The sequence below is a fragment of the Bisbaumannia pacifica genome (genome assembly GCF_007989625.1).
Taxonomy (GTDB): Bacteria; Pseudomonadota; Gammaproteobacteria; order Pseudomonadales; family Halomonadaceae; genus Bisbaumannia; species Bisbaumannia pacifica.
On sequence record NZ_BJUK01000010.1, the window covers coordinates 56381 to 73517 of the forward strand.

The 17137-nt window shown below is 69.0% G+C and carries 20 protein-coding genes and 1 pseudogene; 9 read left to right on the forward strand and 12 right to left on the reverse strand.

Annotation, left to right across the window (positions count from 1 at the left end; genetic code table 11):
- Positions 1-20 precede the first annotated feature (20 nt).
- Positions 21-749, reverse strand: a complete 729-nt coding sequence (locus HPA02_RS06085) for a YebC/PmpR family DNA-binding transcriptional regulator (protein WP_146802201.1) — start codon at positions 747-749, stop codon at positions 21-23.
- Positions 750-909: 160 nt separating this feature from the next.
- Here HPA02_RS06085 and HPA02_RS06090 point away from each other — a divergent pair, with 160 nt between their 5' ends.
- The 3 genes from HPA02_RS06090 (at position 910) to HPA02_RS06100 (ending at position 2705) form a co-directional block, all read left to right on the forward strand.
- Positions 910-1443, forward strand: a complete 534-nt coding sequence (locus tag HPA02_RS06090) for a bifunctional nuclease family protein (RefSeq protein ID WP_146802202.1) — start codon at positions 910-912, stop codon at positions 1441-1443.
- A gap of 71 nt (positions 1444-1514) precedes the next feature.
- Positions 1515-1949, forward strand: coding sequence for an META domain-containing protein (locus HPA02_RS06095; RefSeq protein ID WP_146802203.1), 435 nt, complete (start codon positions 1515-1517; stop codon positions 1947-1949).
- Between the two features lie 216 nt (positions 1950-2165).
- Positions 2166-2705: a GNAT family N-acetyltransferase gene (locus tag HPA02_RS06100; RefSeq protein WP_222593979.1), complete on the forward strand. Its 540-nt coding sequence runs from the start codon at positions 2166-2168 to the stop codon at positions 2703-2705.
- 10 nt (positions 2706-2715) lie between these two features.
- Here HPA02_RS06100 and betT read toward each other — a convergent pair whose 3' ends face one another.
- The gene (betT, locus tag HPA02_RS06105) at positions 2716-4788 is read right to left on the reverse strand and encodes a choline BCCT transporter BetT (RefSeq protein WP_146802205.1); all 2073 of its coding nucleotides are present in this window, start codon (positions 4786-4788) and stop codon (positions 2716-2718) included.
- Between the two features lie 167 nt (positions 4789-4955).
- Between betT and HPA02_RS06110 the strand changes: the two genes are divergently transcribed.
- On the forward strand, positions 4956-6854 hold the full coding sequence (locus HPA02_RS06110; protein WP_146802206.1) for an ABC transporter ATP-binding protein: 1899 nt from the start codon (positions 4956-4958) through the stop codon (positions 6852-6854).
- A 23-nt stretch (positions 6855-6877) separates the two neighbouring features.
- Here HPA02_RS06110 and HPA02_RS06115 read toward each other — a convergent pair whose 3' ends face one another.
- Genes HPA02_RS06115 through HPA02_RS06125 form a run of 3 tightly spaced genes read right to left on the reverse strand, consistent with a single transcriptional unit; the run spans position 6878 to position 8734 of the window.
- Positions 6878-7642 carry a GNAT family N-acetyltransferase gene (locus tag HPA02_RS06115; protein WP_146802207.1) on the reverse strand — a complete coding sequence of 255 codons (765 nt, stop codon included), beginning with the start codon at positions 7640-7642 and terminating at the stop codon, positions 6878-6880.
- A complete protein-coding gene (locus HPA02_RS06120; protein WP_146802208.1) occupies positions 7639-8277 on the reverse strand; it encodes an FMN-binding negative transcriptional regulator in 639 nt (212 codons plus the stop codon). The genes HPA02_RS06115 and HPA02_RS06120 overlap by 4 nt, the downstream gene beginning before the upstream one ends.
- The gene (locus HPA02_RS06125; RefSeq protein ID WP_146802209.1) at positions 8261-8734 is read right to left on the reverse strand and encodes a GNAT family N-acetyltransferase; all 474 of its coding nucleotides are present in this window, start codon (positions 8732-8734) and stop codon (positions 8261-8263) included. Before HPA02_RS06125 ends, HPA02_RS06120 begins: the two co-directional genes overlap by 17 nt.
- Before the next feature lie 84 nt (positions 8735-8818).
- Between HPA02_RS06125 and pdxR the strand changes: the two genes are divergently transcribed.
- Both pdxR and HPA02_RS06135 read left to right on the forward strand, forming a co-directional pair.
- Positions 8819-10285 carry a MocR-like pyridoxine biosynthesis transcription factor PdxR gene (gene pdxR, locus HPA02_RS06130; protein ID WP_146802210.1) on the forward strand — a complete coding sequence of 489 codons (1467 nt, stop codon included), beginning with the start codon at positions 8819-8821 and terminating at the stop codon, positions 10283-10285.
- A gap of 59 nt (positions 10286-10344) precedes the next feature.
- Positions 10345-10635, forward strand: coding sequence for a YrhK family protein (locus tag HPA02_RS06135; protein WP_146802211.1), 291 nt, complete (start codon positions 10345-10347; stop codon positions 10633-10635).
- Positions 10636-10676: 41 nt separating this feature from the next.
- On the opposite strand, the gene HPA02_RS06140 is transcribed toward HPA02_RS06135, so the two are convergent.
- The 6 genes from HPA02_RS06140 to HPA02_RS06165 all read right to left on the reverse strand — a co-directional run bounded on the left by HPA02_RS06140 (position 10677) and on the right by HPA02_RS06165 (position 14623).
- Complete coding sequence (locus HPA02_RS06140; RefSeq protein ID WP_244945868.1) at positions 10677-11255, reverse strand: GrpB family protein; 579 nt, start codon at positions 11253-11255, stop codon at positions 10677-10679.
- Positions 11252-11680, reverse strand: a complete 429-nt coding sequence (locus tag HPA02_RS06145) for a VOC family protein (protein WP_146802212.1) — start codon at positions 11678-11680, stop codon at positions 11252-11254. The genes HPA02_RS06140 and HPA02_RS06145 overlap by 4 nt, the downstream gene beginning before the upstream one ends.
- A 98-nt stretch (positions 11681-11778) precedes the next feature.
- Positions 11779-12480: a DUF899 domain-containing protein gene (locus HPA02_RS06150; protein WP_146802213.1), complete on the reverse strand. Its 702-nt coding sequence runs from the start codon at positions 12478-12480 to the stop codon at positions 11779-11781.
- Positions 12477-12890, reverse strand: coding sequence for a VOC family protein (locus HPA02_RS06155; RefSeq protein ID WP_146802214.1), 414 nt, complete (start codon positions 12888-12890; stop codon positions 12477-12479). The genes HPA02_RS06150 and HPA02_RS06155 overlap by 4 nt, the downstream gene beginning before the upstream one ends.
- Positions 12891-12989: 99 nt before the next feature.
- Complete coding sequence (locus HPA02_RS06160) at positions 12990-13631, reverse strand: nitroreductase family protein (protein ID WP_146802215.1); 642 nt, start codon at positions 13629-13631, stop codon at positions 12990-12992.
- A gap of 47 nt (positions 13632-13678) precedes the next feature.
- On the reverse strand, positions 13679-14623 hold the full coding sequence (locus HPA02_RS06165; protein ID WP_146802216.1) for a DMT family transporter: 945 nt from the start codon (positions 14621-14623) through the stop codon (positions 13679-13681).
- 106 nt (positions 14624-14729) lie between these two features.
- On the opposite strand from HPA02_RS06165, the gene HPA02_RS06170 reads away from it, so the two are divergent.
- From HPA02_RS06170 to HPA02_RS18395, 3 genes and pseudogenes are all read left to right on the forward strand, one after another.
- Entirely contained in the window at positions 14730-15218 is a 489-nt protein-coding gene (locus HPA02_RS06170; RefSeq protein WP_146802217.1) for a MarR family winged helix-turn-helix transcriptional regulator, read from the forward strand.
- Positions 15219-15249: 31 nt separating this feature from the next.
- Positions 15250-15793: pseudogene (locus tag HPA02_RS06175) on the forward strand (GNAT family N-acetyltransferase).
- Positions 15794-15866: 73 nt separating this feature from the next.
- Entirely contained in the window at positions 15867-16211 is a 345-nt protein-coding gene (locus HPA02_RS18395; RefSeq protein WP_340162647.1) for a GNAT family N-acetyltransferase, read from the forward strand.
- Between the two features lie 30 nt (positions 16212-16241).
- Here the strand turns inward: HPA02_RS18395 and HPA02_RS06185 are convergent, their stop codons facing one another.
- Positions 16242-17111 (reverse strand): Nmad3 family putative nucleotide modification protein, encoded by an 870-nt coding sequence (locus HPA02_RS06185; RefSeq protein ID WP_146802218.1) that lies wholly within the window; start codon positions 17109-17111, stop codon positions 16242-16244.
- Positions 17112-17137: the final 26 nt, after the last annotated feature.

The following is a 17137-nucleotide window of genomic DNA, read 5'->3' on the forward strand; positions in this document are numbered from 1 at the left end:
GCCGGGCGGCGGAACGCGCCTCAGGCCTCGTCGGGCAGTTCGGCGTTATGGAAGACGTTCTGGACGTCGTCCAGGTCGTTGAGCAGGTCGAGGAATTTCTCGAACATCGCCACGTCGTCACCCTCCACCGGGGTGGTGGTCTGGGGCACGAACTGGATCTCGTCGACCTCGAAGTCGAGCTCGCCGAAGGCGCCCAGCAGCGCCTGCTTGGCCTTGGCGTATTCGGTATGCGGAGCGAAGACGGTGATCTGGCCGTTTTCGTTCTCGATGTCGGTGACATCGACATCGCCCTCCATCAGCGCCTCCAGGGCCGCCTCCTCGTCATCGCCGGCATAGGCCAGGATGGCGCAGTGGTCGAACATATGGCTGACGCTGCCGGGGGTGCCGATCTTCGACTTGGTCTTGGTGAAGCAGGCGCGCACGTCGCCGAAGGTGCGGTTGGGGTTATCGGTGAGGCAGTCGACGATGACCATCACGTTGCCGGGGCCGAAGCCTTCGTAGCGGGCCGGGGAGTAGTCTTCGCCGCCCACACCGCTGGCCTTGTCGAGGGCCTTGTCGATCACATGGCTGGGCACCTGGTCCTTCTTGGCCCGCTCGATCAGGCCGCGCAGCGCCAGGTTGCCATTGGGGTCGGTGCCGCCGGACTTGGCGACGACGTAGATCTCGCGCCCGTACTTGCTGTAGACCTTGGTCTTGGCGGCGGCCGTCTTGGCCATGGATTCCTTGCGGTTCTGGAAGGCTCTGCCCATTGCTGTTCTCACCGGATCAAAAACGATGGCAGGAATCTTACTGAACAACGGAAAGCGGTAACAAGCTTAATTCCGGTGGCGGCGGTCGCGGCGCCCGGGGAAGGCTGCCATGCTGAAGGTACCCGATCCATGCCCCGTCCTCGGGGGAGGGAGGTTCGCCATGCCGCGATGGGGCCCCTGGTGCCTGGCCCTCTGTCTGCTGCTGCCAGGGTCGCCCGTCGCGGCCCGTGAGTTGGCGGTGCCGCCGGAGGCCATGGTGGAAGTCGAGGTGGTCAGCGTCGGCCTGGCGGGGCCTGGCGTGCCGGTGGTCCTATTGCGCGAACCCGGGACTCAGGCGGTGATTCCGATCTTTATCGGTAGCGCGGAAGCCGAGGCGATCCGTCGCGGGCTGTTCGGTGCTCGCCCACGACGTCCCCTGACCCACGAACTGCTCGGCGATGTGCTGGTCGGCCTCGAGGTGCGCCTGGAGCGAGTCTATGTCGATGCCATCGTCGATGGCGTCTTCCTGGGCATGCTGGAGCTGCGTGTGGGGAAGGACGATCCGACGCCCCTGCGCATCGACAGTCGCGCCAGCGACGCCATCGCCCTGGGCCTACAGACCGGTGCTAGCATTCATGTATCGCCTCAGGTACTGGAGACGGCCTTGCCGCCCTCCGCGCCGGTGGAGGAGCCCACCCCGGGCATTCGCTTGTAAGGCGCCGGGGAAACTTAGGCGTCGACGGTGGTCTGAGGGAAGTCACTACGAAAATTTCAGGAGAAAAGACTATGAAAAGGATGATTTCCCTGGCGCTGGTGCTGGCTTTTTCCTTAACGATGGTGGGTTGTGCTGCCATGGAGGCTTCCGTGGATGAGCCGCTGGTCAATACCTACTGGAAGCTGACCCGGCTCGGCGAGGCGCCGGTGGCGGTGGTCGACAATCAGCGCGAGGCGCACCTGGTGCTGCATGAGGAGGATCGGCGCGTGGCGGGTTCCACCGGCTGCAACCGCCTGATGGGCGGCTATCGCCTGGCGGGCCAGGCGCTGAGCTTCGGCCAGATGGCCACCACCCGCATGGCCTGCATGGCGGGCATGGACACCGAACAGGCCTTCCTGGCGGCACTGGATCGGGTCGCCGCCTGGGATGTCGAGGGCAAGTCGCTGACCCTGACGGATGCCCAGGGCGAGGTAGTGGCCCGCTTCGAGGCGGTACACCTCTACTGAGTTCCCGCCTTCGGGAAGATCCCCACGCCCGCCCCCGGTCAGCCGGAGGCGGGCGTGGTCGTTCTGGCGTCAGAGCGTGCCCAGGCGGCGGACGCGCCGGGCCGCCTCGCCGGGGGCGATGTCCTCCAGCGCGAACGGCTGGCGCACCTCGATCGACACCCGCGGTAGCATAGGGCGTCAGCCGACAATCGGGACCACGCCATGGATCATCAGCAGGTGTCAGACTCTCCGCCTCCCTGGAAGACGGCGGGATACCGTATCCAACCGGCCCGGGAGGCCGATTTGCCGCGGCTCGCCGCCGTGGAGCGCGCCGCGGCGCGGCAATTTCCCGGCCGCTTGCTTCCCCCCGCCCTGCGGGCAGGCGCGGTGCCGCTGGCGGTACTGCGCGAGGCCCATCTCGAGGGGCGGCTCTGGGTGGCCCTGTCGCCGCGGGGGCTGCCGGTGGGCTTCGCCGTGGCCGATACCTGCGACGGCGATGCCTTCCTGGTCGAGCTCGATGTCCACCCTGCCCACCAGTGCCTCGGGTTGGGGCGCGCCCTGGTGGCACGGGTAGTGCAGTGGGGCCGTGCCGCGGGGCATGCGGCCCTGACCCTGACCACCTTCGCCAGCCTGCCCTGGAACGCCCCCTTCTATGCCCGGCTGGGGTTCCAGTCCCTGGCGCCCGAGGCCTGCGGCCCGGCACTGGCGTCGCGGCTGGCCGCCGAGGCGCGCCTGGGGCTGCGCGAGCGGGTGGCCATGCGGCTAGCGCTGCGCTAGCCGCACCGGCTCAGCGCCCCGCCGTGGTCGGGTCGTCGGGCATGGCGGTGTCGCCCCCCGGCAGCTCCCGCTGGGTATGCAGGAAGAACAGGTGGCGCTCGTACTGGTCGAGGATATCGGCGATCAGCTGCTCCCGGGAGTAGCCATAGACGTCATAGCCCTGGCCTCCCTCGCCGATATGCACCTGCAGCCGGTAGTAGCCGGTGCCGGCATGGCTATCGCGGATCGAGAAGGCCGGCATGGGACTGCGGTGCGGCCAGATCTGGTAGGTGAAGTCCTGCTCGCCGCCGAGGGCCACGTTGAGGGCCAGGTGCTCCTCCTCGCCGCTACCCTCGACGACCTCCACCGGGAAGCCCTTCTCGGTGAGCTCATCGCGGATCGCTTGCATGGCGGGGCGACCCACCTCGACGAGGAAGCGACTGGCCTGGGCACGGTTGGGGAAGCTCATCGCCCGCATCAGGCGCTGGCGCCAATGGCGTCGGCTGCCCTCGTCGCTGGGCAGCCGCCCGGAGAGGTGACCGGCCATGCTGCCACGCAGGCTGTCCTCCTTGAGGCCCTCCACCTTGAGGGCCTTGAATAGCCCCAGCATCATCAGGAAGAGCACGAAGGCGAAGGGCAGTCCCATGATCACCACGGCGCTCTGCAGGGCACCCAGGCCCCCGGCCATCAGCAGGGCCAGGGTCAGCAGGCCGATGATCGCCGCCCACAGGATGCGCATCCAGGAGGGGGCATCGTGATTGGGATCGCTGAGCACCGAGGTCAGGTTGGAGAGCACCAGGGAGCCGGAGTCGCCGGAGGTGACGAAGAAGACGATGGCCAGCACGGTGACCACGGTGGTGGTCAGGGCCACCCAGGGGTAGCTCTGCAGGAAGAGGTAGATGGCCGAGCCGGGGTTGTTCATGGCCTGTTCGCCGAAGTCGGCGACGCTGGCGCTGCCCGCCATCACCAGCTCGATGGCGCTGTTCCCCATGATCGACATCCACGCCATCATAAAGGTCAGCGGCAGGATCAGGGTGCCGGCGACGAACTGGCGGATGGTGCGGCCCCGGGAAATCCGCGCCAGGAAGAGGCCGACGAAGGGGCCCCAGGCGATCCACCAGGCCCAGAAGAACACCGTCCAGGCGTTGAGCCAGTCGCTGGGCGGGTCGAAGGCGTAGGTGTTGAAGGAGAGGGCGATAAAGTTGGAGAGGTAGTCGCCCACGTTCATGACCAGGGCGTTGAGCAGGAACAGGGTCTGGCCGCTGAAGAGGATAAACAGCATCAGCAGCAGCGCCAGCAGCATATTGAACTCGGAGAGTCGGCGGATGCCCTTGTCGACCCCGGTCACCGCCGAGATAGCCGAGAAGATCACGATCAGGATCGCCAGGATCGCCTGGATCAGGGTGCTCTCGGGGACGCCGAACATGTAGTTGAGGCCGAAGTTGAGCTGGATGATGCCGATGCCCAGGCTGGTGGCGATGCCGAACACCGTGCCCAGTACCGCGGCGATATCCACGCCATGGCCGATGGGGCCGCGGATGCGCTTGCCGAAGATGGGATAGAGCGCCGAGCGAATGGTCAGCGGCAGGCCGTGGCGGTAGCTGAAGAAGGCCAGGGACATGCCCACCAGGGTGTAGATGCCCCAGCCGGAGAGCCCCCAATGCAGGAAGGTGAGCTCCATGGCGTGGCGGGCCGCCGCCACGGTGGCGGGGTCGCCCTCCGGGGGCGCCAGGAATTGGGTCACCGGCTCGGCGATGCAGAAGAACAGCAGGTCGATGCCGATGCCGGCGGAGAACAGCATGGCCGCCCAGGTGACGATATTGAAGTCCGGCGTCGAGTGGGCCGGCCCCAGGCGCAGCTTGCCGAAGCGCGACAGGCCGATGGCGATGACGAACACCAGGTAGGCCACCACGGCGATGAAATAGAACCAGCCGAAGCTGTCGGAGATCCAGGCCAGGACGGCGTAGATCACCGTATTGGCCGCCTCGGTGAAGGCCATCGCCCAGAGGGCGAAGGCCAGGATCCCGATGGCCGAGCCGTAGAAGACCACCGGGTTGATACGATCCTGGCGGGGCGCGAGCGGGTCGGGGGTGGTATCTGCCATGATGACCTCCTCGAGGCGGTCCGGGCGGGCCCGGAACCTGTTAGCGAATGCAACCTGGCCCCGGGCAAGCCCAGCGCTTGTCGAGGCGGCGACCGTGCTATCGTCAGACTGAGCATAGACGCTAGGGGCCGAATCGCTCCTGCTTCACCGATGACGGAACGCCGATCATGTTGGGTTACTTCGAACGCCTGGTGAACCCCTACCCCACGGCCGCGGCGGGCACCCCGCCCCGGGGACTCTTCGCCTTTATCCTGCACTTCTCGCGGCCGGTACTGCCGCTGTTGCTGCTCATGTCGTTGCTCACCGGCCTGGTCTCCGCCGCCGAGGTGCTCTTCTTCGGCTACATGGGCGAGCTGGTCGACTGGCTCGCCGCGGCCGAGCGCGAGGGCTTCTTCGCCGATTACGGCTGGCGCCTGGCCGGCATGGCGGCGCTGGTGGTGATCGGCCTGCCGCTGCTCACCCTGCTGCAGTCGCTGGTCACCCATCAGAGCATCTTCGGCAACTACCCGATGATCGGCCGCTGGCTGGCGCATCGGCATATGCTCGGCCAGAGCCTGGCCTTCTATCAGGACGAGTTCGCCGGCCGGGTCTCCCAGAAGGTGATGCAGACGGCCCTGGCGATCCGCGAGACGGTGATGAAGCTGATGGACCTGCTGGTCTATGTGCTCGTCTACTTCGCCGGCGCCATGCTGTTGATGGGCAGCGCCGAGCCCTGGCTGATGCTGCCGCTGGTGCTCTGGCTGGGGGGGTATGTCGCCATCATGTGGATCTTCGTGCCGCGGCTGCGGGCGGTCTCCATGGCCCAGGCCGACGCCCGGGCGGTGATGACCGGGCGCATCGTCGACAGCTACAGCAATATCCAGACCATCAAGCTGTTCGCCGACACGCGCCGCGAGCAGGCCTATGCCCGCGATGCCATGGAGGGTTTCATGGCCACCGTCTATCGGCAGATGCGCCTGGCCACCGGCCTCACCGTCAGCCTGACCCTGCTCAACTCCCTGCTGCTGGCCGGGGTGGCGGCCATGGCCATCGGCGCCTGGTACCTGGAGGCGGTGTCGCTGGGCGTTATCGCCGTGGCCATCGCCCTGGTGATGCGTATCCGCTTCATGTCCAACTGGATCCTCTGGGAGGTGGCAAGCCTGTTCGAGAATATCGGCACCGTGCAGGACGGCATCAATACCATCGCCCGGGAGCCGGCGGTGCAGGACGCGCCCGAGGCCCAGGCGCTGGCGGTGCCCCACGGCGAGATCCGCTTCGAGTCGCTGCGCTTCGGCTATGCGCGCCCCGACGGCCACGCGAGGCTGCTTTCCGGTGGAGAGCCCCGGCGGGTCTTCGATGGCCTCGACCTGAGCATCGCCCCCGGCGAGAAGGTGGGGCTGATCGGTCGCTCCGGGGCCGGCAAGTCGACACTCGCCAACCTGCTGCTGCGCTTCTATGACCTGGAGGGCGGACGCATCCTGATCGATGGCCAGGACATCGCCGGGGTGACCCAGGAGTCGCTGCGCCGGCGGATCGGCATGGTCACCCAGGACACCTCCCTGCTGCATCGCTCGGTGCGCGACAATATCCGTTACGGCAGTCCCGAGGCCAGCGAGGAGCAGGTTCGGGAAGCGGTGCGCCGCGCCCATGCCGATGCCTTTATCGATGAGCTGGTGGACCTGCAGGGGCGCCGTGGCCTGGATGCCCAGGTCGGGGAGCGGGGCGTCAAGCTCTCCGGCGGCCAGCGACAGCGTATCGCCATCGCCCGGGTGCTGCTCAAGAACGCCCCCATCCTGGTGCTGGATGAGGCCACCTCGGCGCTGGATTCCGAGGTGGAGGCGGCGATCCAGGAGCAACTGTATGCGCTGATGGAGGGCAAGACGGTGATCGCCATCGCCCATCGCCTCTCCACCATCGCCATGCTCGACCGCCTGGTGGTGATCGACGAGGGGCGTATCGTCGAGAGCGGCAGTCACCAGGAACTGCTGGCCCGGGGCGGCCTCTACGCCGCCCTGTGGCGGCGCCAGTCCGGCGGCTTTATCGGCGTGGATGTCGATGGCGAGGCCGAGCCGGCCCCGCAGCGCTAGGCGCACGATTCGGCCGTCGGCGATCAGTCAACGGCGGATGCGCGCGCCGTCAGGGCCGACAGCGAGAGGCGTTGCCGGCCCCGGGCATCGAAGTTGTCCGCTGCCAGCCAGCGCCGCAGGATCGCCTCCAGGGCCGGCCACTCGGTGTCGAGGATCGAGAACCAGGCGGTATCGCGATTGCGCCCGGCCACCACCCGGTGCTGGCGGAAGATCCCCTCGAAGCGAAAGCCCAGGCGGGTGGCGGCGCGTCGCGACGGCGCATTGAGCGCATCGCACTTCCACTCGTAGCGCCGGTAGCCGAGGGCGAAGGCGTGACGCATCATCAGCGTCATGGCCTCGGTGGCCGCCGCAGTGCGTTGCAGGCGTGGCGAGAAATGCAGGTGGCCGACCTCGATGCTGCCGTGCTCGGGCACGATAGCCAGGTAGGCGGCCAGGCCCAGCGCCCGACCGCTCTCCTTCTCGACGATGGCATGGAAACGCGGGTCGCGGCTGGCGGCCCGGGCCGCCAGCCAGGCATCGAAGCCGGCCCGGTCGGCATAGGGAACGCCGCCCAGGTAGGTCCAGCGCGCCTGCGGGCCGTCGCCGGGGGCGTCCCCGGACAGGCCCAGGGCCTCGAACAGGGCGTCACCGTGACGCTCGACCGCCAGGGGCTCGACACGCACCCGGCTCCCCTCCAGGGGCGCATCCGGCAGTGAGGCCGCCCCTTGCCAGCCGGGCACCGGGGCGCCGATGGGCTGGCCGAAGGGCGACAGGGCGCCGGGCGAGGCGCCGGTGGTCTCAGCGCTCATCCTAACCTCCCCTTACCGAGATCGTCCGCGAGATGGCGCTCGCTATAGCCCTGGGTATAGTCCCCCAACTGGCGGGCCAGCGGATCGGCGCTGTCGCCCAGCCCGGCCAGGACCCCGGCCTGGTCCTCCGGCGAGCGGTTCAGCCCCAGCTTGGCCTTGCCCTGGAGGTCATCCAGGCGGATCCGGAAGCCGACGGTGCCCCTGAGCAGCCGCTGGCGATAGTCGTCGCTGAGGATCGCCGCGTCGTCGAGCAGGTCGGGCTCGTACTTGGCCAGCAGGCCGTCGAAGGCCGCCTGGGTGGCGTCGTCGCCGAGTATCTCGACGATGCCGCTGGCATGCACGGCCACATAGTTCCAGGTCGGCACCGCCGGCCGGGCGGCATACCAGCGCGGCGAGACATAGGCATGCGGGCCCTGGAAGATGGCCAACACCCGCTGCCCCTCCAGCGCCTGCCAGTGGGGGTTGGCGCGGGCGAAATGGCCGTAGAGGCTACCCAGCTCGCCTTCGCCGCGTGCCAGGACCAGGGGCAGGTGGCTGGCCCGCAGGCGCTCGTCCAGGAGCACGGCGAAGCCGTGGGCATCGATCACCGCCTGGGCCTCGTCCAAGGGCATGCGGGTGTCACGGGGACGGTACATGGGCGTTTTCTCCGTCGAGGCGCAGGGCGTAGTGGTGGAAGTCCCGGTCGCGTTGCCAGCCGAGGGCCTCGTAGAGCGCCTGGGCGGCCTGGTTGTCGATCCGAGTCGCCAGGGTCAACTGCCGAACGCCATGGGCCAGGGCCAGGTCGCGGGCGGCGTTCATCAGGGCGCGGCCCAGGCCCCGGCGGCGGGCCTGGGGGGCCACGAAGAGGTCGTTGAGGCGCCATTGCGGGGCCAGGCGCACCGTGCTGAACAGCGGGTAGAGCTGGACGAAGCCCTGTGGCACACCGTCGTCGCCGCAGTGCATCAGCAGATGGGAATCGCCCAGCCCCAGGCGTCGGGCCAGGAAACGACGAGCGGCGTCCGGGTCGGAGGCCTGGCCGTAGAAGACCCGATAGTCGTCGAGCAGCGCGCCGAGGGCCTCGACGTCGGCGAGCCGGGCATGACGGATAGGCATGGTGATCTCCTCGCAGGGGTAGTGACAGCGTTCGAGTCTGGCGGCATGGTGGTTCCCTGATAAGGGCCAGTTATAAGGAAAATCATGGAACCGGTTATCGCCGCGCACGCTGACTGGGTCGGCGAGGCCCTGGGCATCGAACTGATGACGCCGTCCTCCCAGTCCCTGGCCCGGCGCCTGTATCGGGCGCTGCGGGGCTGGATACAGTCGGGGCGCCTGGCCAGCGGCAGTCGGCTGCCGTCGTCGCGGCGCCTGGCCCGTGATCTGGGCGTGGGGCGCAACACGCTGCTGGAGGCCATCGAGCAACTGGTCGCCGAGGGCTTCCTGGAGACCCGCCCCGGCGCCGGCACCTTCGTCGCCGACCTGCCCTTCGGCCGCGGAGAGGCGGTATCCGAAGCGGCCCCGAGCGAGGCACCGGAGGCCGCGTTGTCGGCGCGCGGCGAGCGACTGCTGAGGTTCTGTGCCTCACCGGGCGATCATCACGCTGCCTTCGCGCCCGGGGTGCCGGCCCTCGACCGCTTTCCCCATGAGCTCTGGCAGCGATTGCTCAAGCGCCACCAGCGCGATGCCCCCGAGGCGTGGCTGGATTACCGCACCCAGGGTGGGGTGACGGCGCTGCGCGAGGCGCTGTGCGACTACCTGCGGCTGTCGCGCTCGGTGCGCTGTCGCCCGGAGCAGGTGCTGGTGGTGCAGGGGGCCCAGCAGGGCTTCGAACTGATCGCCCGGATGCTGAGCGACCCGGGCGATGTCGCCTGGCTGGAGGAGCCTGGTTATGGTGGCGCCCAGGCCTGTTTCGACGCCGCCGGCCTCGAGATGGTAGCGGTGCCGGTGGATGGCGAGGGCCTGGATCTTAAGCGCGTGCCTCCCGGGCAGGCCGCGCCGCGGCTGATCTATGTGACGCCCTCCCATCAGTACCCCAGTGGCGTGACCATGAGCCTCCCGCGGCGCCTGGCGCTGCTCGAGGCCGCCGAGACCCATGGCGCCTGGATCGTCGAGGACGACTACGACAGTGAGTTTCGCTATGGCCAGCGCCCCATCGCCGCCCTCCAAGGGCTTTCCGAGGCGGCTCGGGTGATCTATGTCGGCACCCTCAGCAAGGTGCTCTATCCGGGGCTGCGGCTCGGCTACCTGGTGCTGCCCGAGGCCCTGGTGGCCCCCTTCCGGCGTGCCAACGCCCGCCTGCATCGCGAGGGCCAGTACGCGGTGCAGGCGGCGCTGGCCGAGTTTATCGCCGCCGGCCACTTCTCGCGGCATGTGCGGCGCATGCGCGACTGCTATCGGCAGCGCCAGGCGCTGCTGCGCCGGGCCTTGGCGCCGGCCGTGGCACGGGGGCTCGCCTTGTCGGAGGGGCAGGCCGGCATGCACTTGGTGGCCTGGCTCGACGACCGGGACATCGAGCAAGCGCTGGTGAGGCGGGCGGCCGAGCAGGGCATCGGCCTGTCGCCGTTGTCGGGCTATTATCTGACGCCGCCGGGACGCCCGGGGCTGGCGCTGGCCGAGTCGCGTGACCGGGCCGGGGCGGCGGAGACACCTCGGGATAAGCATGTGTGAGCGCGGGAACGGCTGGTAGGCTAGGAAAGGACCCCTCGCCACTGCCGAAAGGAGCACCGATGACGACGCCCGCTTCCCCCCGCACGCCTCTCGACGACCCCTTGACCCTGCGCCTGGGACACGAGGAGTTGGTGATCCGCCGCCGTTACGAGACGTTGAGCATCGCCAACGACTTCTGCATTGCCATCTGGTTTTTGGTCGGCAGCATTCTCTTCCTATACCCAAGCCAGGAGACCCTGGCGGTGTGGATGTTCATCCTCGGCAGCTTCCAGTTCCTGATCCGTCCCACCATCCGACTGGTCAGCCATCTGCATCTGCGGCGCATACCACCCAGCGAATGGCAACAGTGAGGGCATGACACCCTGGGGCGCGGCGCCGCGGTCGGGACGTCTCAGGTTCGTGCTAGCACCGCCCGCACGAACTCGCCCTTGGCCCGGGTATAGGCCTCCCGGTCGTCGGGGTGGCGGGCGGCCAGTTCGGCCTTGAGCAGGGCATAGCGCTCGGCCAGGGCCGGGTCGGCGCGCAGGGTGTCGCGGAAGGCCAGGCGTTGCCGCCACAGCTGGCCGTCGTGGACCACCAGGTGCAGGTGATGGGTACGGTGGCCCGCGGCGTGGCGCATCAGCCAGCGGCGGTCGGTGAGGGCGGCGTTGAACTCGGCGGAGGTGACGTAGCCGGCCTCGAGCAGCGGCGCCATCAGCGCGTCGGCGACCGCCAGGGAGTCGACCCCGGCCATGATGTCGATGACCGGCTTGGCGGGCAGGCCGGGCACCGCGGTGCTGCCGATATGCACCACCCCGCGCAGGGCGTCGGCAAACCGCCCCAGCAGGCGCGCCCGTTCGGCGGCGAAACGGCCCGGCCAGGCCGGGTCGTAGGGCACCAGCATCACCCGCTCATGGATGGCGCGCGCGAGGGACTCGGCGTCCGTCATGGAAGGCGTTTGGCGGGTGGCTGCGGGTCCTTTGGCGCTCATTCCTCGACTTCCCAGGCCGGATTCCAGGCCACTTCCCACAGGTGCCCGTCGGGGTCCTGAAAGTAACCGGCATAGCCGCCCCAGAAGGTCTCATAAGCGGGCTTGGTGAGGGTGGCGCCGGCCTGCCTGGCCTGGGCCATCACCTCGTCGACCTCCTCCCGGGAGGCGACGTTATGGGCCAGGCTGAGCTCGGTGGCGCTCGGCGGCCCCAGTGGCAGGTTGGCGTCATTGGCGAGGCAGCGCCGCGGCCAGAGGCCGAGCTTGAGCCCGCCCTGCAGGTCGAAGAAGACCACGGCGCCGTCGCCCTCCTCGAACTCCTCTCCCATGATGCCGGGCGTTGCCAGGCCGAGGCCATCGCGGTAGAAGCGCAGCGCCCGTTCCAGGTCGTCGACGCCCAGGGTGATCAGGGTGATACGTGGTTGCATCTGGCCTACCTCCGCTCGGGGACGACCCATGCCAGGAATCCGGCCAGGGTGCCGTTCAGGGTAGATCACTTCGCCACGGCGGGTGGCCTAAGCCTCGTTCAAGTGTCGTACTCGTCGTGGCGGCGGTTCCAGGCGTAGGGCGGGGTCTGGGGCCAGCCCTCCGGGGAGTCCTCCCAGGTCTCCTGGCGGCCGTAGGGCGTCAGGTCCAGGTAGCTCCACAGGCTGCCCAGGTACTCGACGCCGCGCCTGCCGGTGAAGTAGCTGCGAAAGACCCGCTCACCGTCGCGCAGGAAGACGCTGATGCCATGCCGCTCGCCGCGGTCGGTATCCGTGGCGCAGCCGTCCTCGCTGGTCACGCCCATATCGACGTTGAAGTCGCTGCCCAGGGAGGAGACCCAGGGCGGATGCCGCCAGCCCATGCGGGCCTGGTAGCGTTGGAGCTTCTCCAGGGGCGCCCGGGAGGCCAGCACCAGGCTGGTGTCCCGGGCATGCAGGTGGGCGGGGTGGGTCATGGCGTCGACCACCCAGGAGCAGCCATCGCAGCCCGCCTCCCAGTCGGGCCCGAACATGAAATGGTAGACGATCAACTGGCGACGCCCCGCGAAGAGGTCGAGCAGGCTCAGTGGGCCATCGGGCCCCTCGAAGGCGTAGTCGTTGCGCACCTCGACCATCGGCAGGCGGCGGCGGGCGGCGCTGAGTCGGTCGCGCTCCCGGGTATGGGCCTTCTCCCGGGCGATCTGGGCGTCCAGGGCGGTCTGCCACTCCGCCATGGAGACGATGGGGGGCAGGGGCGAGGTCATGGGGTGCCCTCCTCATGGGCCAGGTTGAGTTGCCAGGAGACCCCGAAGCGGTCGTTGAGCCAGGCGAAACGGGCGCCGAAGCCGTAGTCGTCGGGGGGCATCAGCGTCTCGCCACCCTCGGCGAGCGCCGCATGGAGGCGCTCGAACTCCGCGGCGTCCTCGCAGTCGATACACAGCGCGATCGACGGCGTAAAGGTGAAGGCATGAGACACCGGGCTATCGATGCAGCGATAGCGGCGCCCACCGAGGGTGAACTCGGCCTGTTTGACGCTGCCTTCCGCGCCCGGCTCACCGGGGCCGTAACGCTCCAGGTGGGTGATCTCGGCATCCTCGAAGAGCGACACATAGCGGCGCATGGCCGCCTCGGCGTCGCCCTCGAACATCAACTGGGGGGTAATGCGTTGGGCCATGGGGCCTCCCGGGGCGGGGTTATCCAAGGATCACCCCTCTAGGTAGACGCTCGGTGGCCGCTTGTCGAGTCCTCGGCCCGGAGAGGACCGCGTTATCGGCTAGCCGGCCGGCAGCGGGATAAACAGCCGCTCCCGGGGCCAGCGCACCTTGGCCAGGCCGGCGTGGCGGTCGGCCTCGCTATCGCGGTAGCCCAGGGCGAGGAGCGCGGTGCTGCGCAGGCCACGCGCCTCGAGCCCCAGTAACTGATCCAGCGCCGCCGGATCGAAGCCCTCCATGGGTGAGGCATCCACCCGCTCGGTGGCCGCCGCCGCCAGTGCCGTGCCCAGCGCCAGATAGGCCTGGCGGGAGGCCCACTGGAAACGTGCCTCCTCGGTGGGGAAGCCCTGGACGGTGCCGAGGATGGCCTCTCGATATCCCGCCAGCTCGGCGAGGGGCTGGCCCCGCGTCGCCGCGGTCAGGCGCAGGAAGTCGTCGACTTCGGCCGCCGAGACGCTCGCCCAGGCGGCGAATACCAGCAGGTGCGAGGCCTGGGTGATCTGCGGCTGGTCGAAGGCCAGCGGACGGATGCGCTCGCGCAGTGCCGGGTCCTCGATCACCAGCACGGAATAGGGCTGCAGGCCGTAGGAGGAGGGTGCCAGGCGCACCGCCTCGAGGATCCGTTCGAGCTGGGCGGGGGGAACCTTGGCACCGGTCATGCGCTTGGCGGCGTAGCGCCAGTTAAGGGCGTCGATAAGGGTCATGATCACTCCTTGGGGTCGTGTGGGAGGGTGTGGGGACGCGGGCGTCTTCAGGTCGTGGTGGTCGCGGTCGGGAGGGTGGCGGCCCGGGCGCCGCGCTGGAACAGCAGGCTACCGACGATCACCAGCAGGGCGGCCAGACCCAGGTTAGGAGGCGGAGCCTCGCCGAGGGCCAGTACCGCGATCAGGGTGCCCACCACGGCCGCCACGGCGCCGATCTGGCTCAGGTAGACGGGGCCGGCGAGCTTCTGTAGCACGAAATAGAAGAGGTAGAGCACCGTGAAGACCGTGGCCTCCAGCGCCAGCAGCTGCGTCACGGCCTCACGGCTGAACAGCACCGGCAACTGACCGGGCTCCAGGGCCAGCGACAGGGGCAGCAGGGTGACGGCGCCGCCCAGTAGCATCAGTGCCGCCAGGAAGAGCGGCGAGCCGCCCTCGGGCCAGCGCAGGGTGCGGTAGATATTGCCGAGGGCGATCACCAGTGGCATGGCCATCACCAGCAGGGCCCAGCCCGGGGCGGCGTTCATCCCGCCGGCCTTGGCGGCGGCCAGCACCAGGCCGCCACAGAGTCCCAGTACCACCCCCGACAAGCGCAGCAGCCGCAGGCGCTCGAGCCTCAGGCAGACGGCCAGCACCCAGGTGATCAGGATCGGGAAGGCGAAACTCAGCGAGATAAAGCCCGCGCCCACATGGCGGATGGCCACGAAGGCCAGCGCATTGGGCAGGGCCAGCAGGGCACCGGCCACCAGGGAATACTCCAGGGCACGGCGGTCGAAGGCCAGTGGCCGCCGGCGTAACGCGGCGAGGCCCATCAGTACCAGGCCGGCACCGGCCATGGCGACCATCAGGAAACTAATCCGCGGAGCGCCGGCATCGTCGGCCAGCTTGGCGACCGTCAGCGACAGGGCGAGGCAGCTACCCACCAGCAGCAGGCAGCCGAGCGCCCGGAGGCCGGGGCGAGGGGATCCCTTGTGTTGGGCTGTGACCTTGGTCATCATTCGGCTCCTATAGCTCGTGATAAAGTATCTTTGTATCGAGTGGCTTTTCGAAAAGTATCTTAGTATCGAGATTAATAATTGGCAAGCGCGACGAGGCCGATCGATGAACCGAGTGACACAGGCGGTAAACCAGTGGCAGCGTGAACTGCCCGAGCTGGACCTCTTGCCCATGGAGGTGGTGGGCTATCTAAAGACCAGCCAGTTGATCACCCAGGGGCGGCTGAACGCCTTCTTCAAGGAGCATGATCTGCAGGCGGGGGAGTTCGATGTGCTGGCCTCGCTGCGCCGCGCCGGGGCCCCCTATGCGCTGACGCCGACCCAGTTGTTCGAGGCGCTGATGATCTCCTCGGGGGGCATGACCAATCGCCTGGACCGCCTGGAGCGGGCGGGCTGGATTCGGCGCTCGCCCAACCCCGAGGATCGCCGCGGCGTGCTGGTCTCGCTGACGGACGAGGGACTCGCGCTGATGAATCGGCTGATCCCCCGGCATGTGGCCAACGAGGCGCGCCTGCTCGCCGCCCTGAGCCGCGAGGAGCAGGAGACCCTGAGCCGGCTGCTCGGCAAGCTGCTCGACGGCCTGGAAGCGGAGTAGCCCGGTCAGCCACCGACGCAAGGAGAGCGTGATGGAGATAGCACAGACGCCGCGGCTACGGCTGCACGAGTTCGATAACGGCGATGTACCGGCCCTGGCGGCGATCCTCGCCGACCCTGAGGTGATGCGCTATTCGCTGGGCGGCGTGCATGACGAGGCCCAGACGCGGCGTTTTATCGCTGGGTGCCGGGCTTCCTATGCCGAGCACGGCCTGGGCGCTGGTCGACACGGCCAGCGGGGAGCTGGCGGGTTTCTGTGGCCTGAGCCATGACACCATCGATGGGGTTCAGGAGGTACATCTCGGCTACCGCCTGGCGACCCGCTTCTGGGGACGCGGCCTGGCCACGGAGGCGGCGCGCCGGGTGGTGGCGCTGGGTTTCACCGCGCATCGGCTGGCCTCGCTAGTGGCCATTATCGAGCCGGCGCACGGGGCCTCGCGGCGGGTCGCCGAGAAGGTCGGTTTCCAGGACGCGGCGTCAACGGCCTTCCAGGGTTGGGAGGTGCGACTCTATCGGCTGACGGCGGCGGCCTGGGCCGAGACGGCGAGCCCCTCGGGGCAGGCGGCCGGCGCATGACGATTCGCGGCTATCGTCCCGAGGACGAGGCGGCGGTGATCCGCCTCTGGGAGGCCTGTGGCCTGATCCGCCCCTGGAACGACCCACGCCGGGACATCGCCCGCAAGCTGGCGGAACAGCCGGAACTGTTCCTGGTGGGCGAGTCGAGGGTGACGTGATGGCCGGCGTCATGGCGGGCTACGACGGCCACCGGGGCTGGGTCTACTACCTGGCGGTGGCGCCCGGGCATCGTGGTGCCGGCCATGGCCGACGGCTGATGGCGGAGGTCGAGACTCGCCTGGCGGCGCGGGGCTACGCCAAGCTGAACCTCCAGGTGCGCGCCGGCAATGCCGAGGTATTAGCCTTCTACCGTGCCCTGGGTTATGTCCAGGACGAGGTGGTCAGCCTGGGGCGGCGCTTGATCCCGGATCGGGAGTGAGCCGCACTGGTTAGCCACGCGAGTGGATGGCTAAGAGTGGCGTGTCGTCGTTTTGGCTCGGATCAGCTCGCCGGCCCAGGGCCAGGCCTCCGGGTAGGCGTCGCCGTCGAGCACGAACTCCTGACCGCGGGCCGCCGCGCTAAGCTCGGTATGGGCGGCGTGCTGTCGCCAGCGCTGGCGATTGGCGTGGTAGCTCAGGGGAGGACGGCCATCGCCCGGATAGCACCAGGCGGGCAGCCGCCATTGGGAGACGCGATCCGCCTCGGGGGCCGTCAGGCGTCGCTCCGGTGTCAGGCCGGCGAAGGTTCCGGCGCCGGGCAGCGCCGCGTCGAGGCCCGGCAGGGCGAGGCGCCGGCGGGCCAGATAGAGCACGTTATTGGGATCAGGCCGGCGCCGGAAGTGGGGGTGATAGTGCGCCCAGGCGTAGTCGTCCCCCCTGGCCTGATCCACCGCTACCACCGACTCGACCTGCAGCCAGCCCCAGATGGCGTGGCAGGGCCGCGTGCCGGGTACCCAGCGCCAGCTGGTGGCGTGGCGCTCGACCCACCGGAAGAGGCCGAAGAACAGGAACAGGTCCCCGGGGCCGACTCCCTGGTTGCGCAGGTGGCCCTGGGCCTGGCCGCTCTGGCCGAAGATCGGTCGCCAGCCGGGCGCCCGCGGTAGCATGTCGGCGATCAGGTCGGGATCCAGGTGGGCGCCGCCCTCGGGCCCGACCTTGCCGCGGGTCAGTGGCGTGACCAGGCTCGCCAGCGGGGCGCCATCGACGGCGATATCGCCATAACGAATCGTCGAGGCGGCATCCGGAATCGGCAGCGCCAGCAGCCGGCCATCCGGCAGGATGGGGCTAGGCACGCCGCCGGCGGCGGAGTCGAAGCCCTTGCGGCTAAGGATCAGTTTCATGCCGTCTCCCGGTCATGCATCGGTGG

What these genes read in the sequence shown, in the direction of transcription:
- HPA02_RS06085 (WP_146802201.1), bottom strand. Translation starts at nt 749, where the DNA reads ATGGGCAGAGCCTTCCAGAACCGCAAGGAATCCATGGCCAAGACGGCC.
- HPA02_RS06090 (WP_146802202.1), top strand. Translation starts at nt 910, where the DNA reads ATGCCGCGATGGGGCCCCTGGTGCCTGGCCCTCTGTCTGCTGCTGCCA.
- HPA02_RS06095 (WP_146802203.1), top strand. Translation starts at nt 1,515, where the DNA reads ATGAAAAGGATGATTTCCCTGGCGCTGGTGCTGGCTTTTTCCTTAACG.
- betT (WP_146802205.1), bottom strand. Translation starts at nt 4,788, where the DNA reads ATGGCAGATACCACCCCCGACCCGCTCGCGCCCCGCCAGGATCGTATC.
- HPA02_RS06110 (WP_146802206.1), top strand. Translation starts at nt 4,956, where the DNA reads ATGTTGGGTTACTTCGAACGCCTGGTGAACCCCTACCCCACGGCCGCG.
- HPA02_RS06115 (WP_146802207.1), bottom strand. Translation starts at nt 7,642, where the DNA reads ATGAGCGCTGAGACCACCGGCGCCTCGCCCGGCGCCCTGTCGCCCTTC.
- HPA02_RS06120 (WP_146802208.1), bottom strand. Translation starts at nt 8,277, where the DNA reads ATGTACCGTCCCCGTGACACCCGCATGCCCTTGGACGAGGCCCAGGCG.
- HPA02_RS06125 (WP_146802209.1), bottom strand. Translation starts at nt 8,734, where the DNA reads ATGCCTATCCGTCATGCCCGGCTCGCCGACGTCGAGGCCCTCGGCGCG.
- pdxR (WP_146802210.1), top strand. Translation starts at nt 8,819, where the DNA reads ATGGAACCGGTTATCGCCGCGCACGCTGACTGGGTCGGCGAGGCCCTG.
- HPA02_RS06135 (WP_146802211.1), top strand. Translation starts at nt 10,345, where the DNA reads ATGACGACGCCCGCTTCCCCCCGCACGCCTCTCGACGACCCCTTGACC.
- HPA02_RS06140 (WP_244945868.1), bottom strand. Translation starts at nt 11,255, where the DNA reads ATGAGCGCCAAAGGACCCGCAGCCACCCGCCAAACGCCTTCCATGACG.
- HPA02_RS06145 (WP_146802212.1), bottom strand. Translation starts at nt 11,680, where the DNA reads ATGCAACCACGTATCACCCTGATCACCCTGGGCGTCGACGACCTGGAA.
- HPA02_RS06150 (WP_146802213.1), bottom strand. Translation starts at nt 12,480, where the DNA reads ATGACCTCGCCCCTGCCCCCCATCGTCTCCATGGCGGAGTGGCAGACC.
- HPA02_RS06155 (WP_146802214.1), bottom strand. Translation starts at nt 12,890, where the DNA reads ATGGCCCAACGCATTACCCCCCAGTTGATGTTCGAGGGCGACGCCGAG.
- HPA02_RS06160 (WP_146802215.1), bottom strand. Translation starts at nt 13,631, where the DNA reads ATGACCCTTATCGACGCCCTTAACTGGCGCTACGCCGCCAAGCGCATG.
- HPA02_RS06165 (WP_146802216.1), bottom strand. Translation starts at nt 14,623, where the DNA reads ATGACCAAGGTCACAGCCCAACACAAGGGATCCCCTCGCCCCGGCCTC.
- HPA02_RS06170 (WP_146802217.1), top strand. Translation starts at nt 14,730, where the DNA reads ATGAACCGAGTGACACAGGCGGTAAACCAGTGGCAGCGTGAACTGCCC.
- HPA02_RS06185 (WP_146802218.1), bottom strand. Translation starts at nt 17,111, where the DNA reads ATGAAACTGATCCTTAGCCGCAAGGGCTTCGACTCCGCCGCCGGCGGC.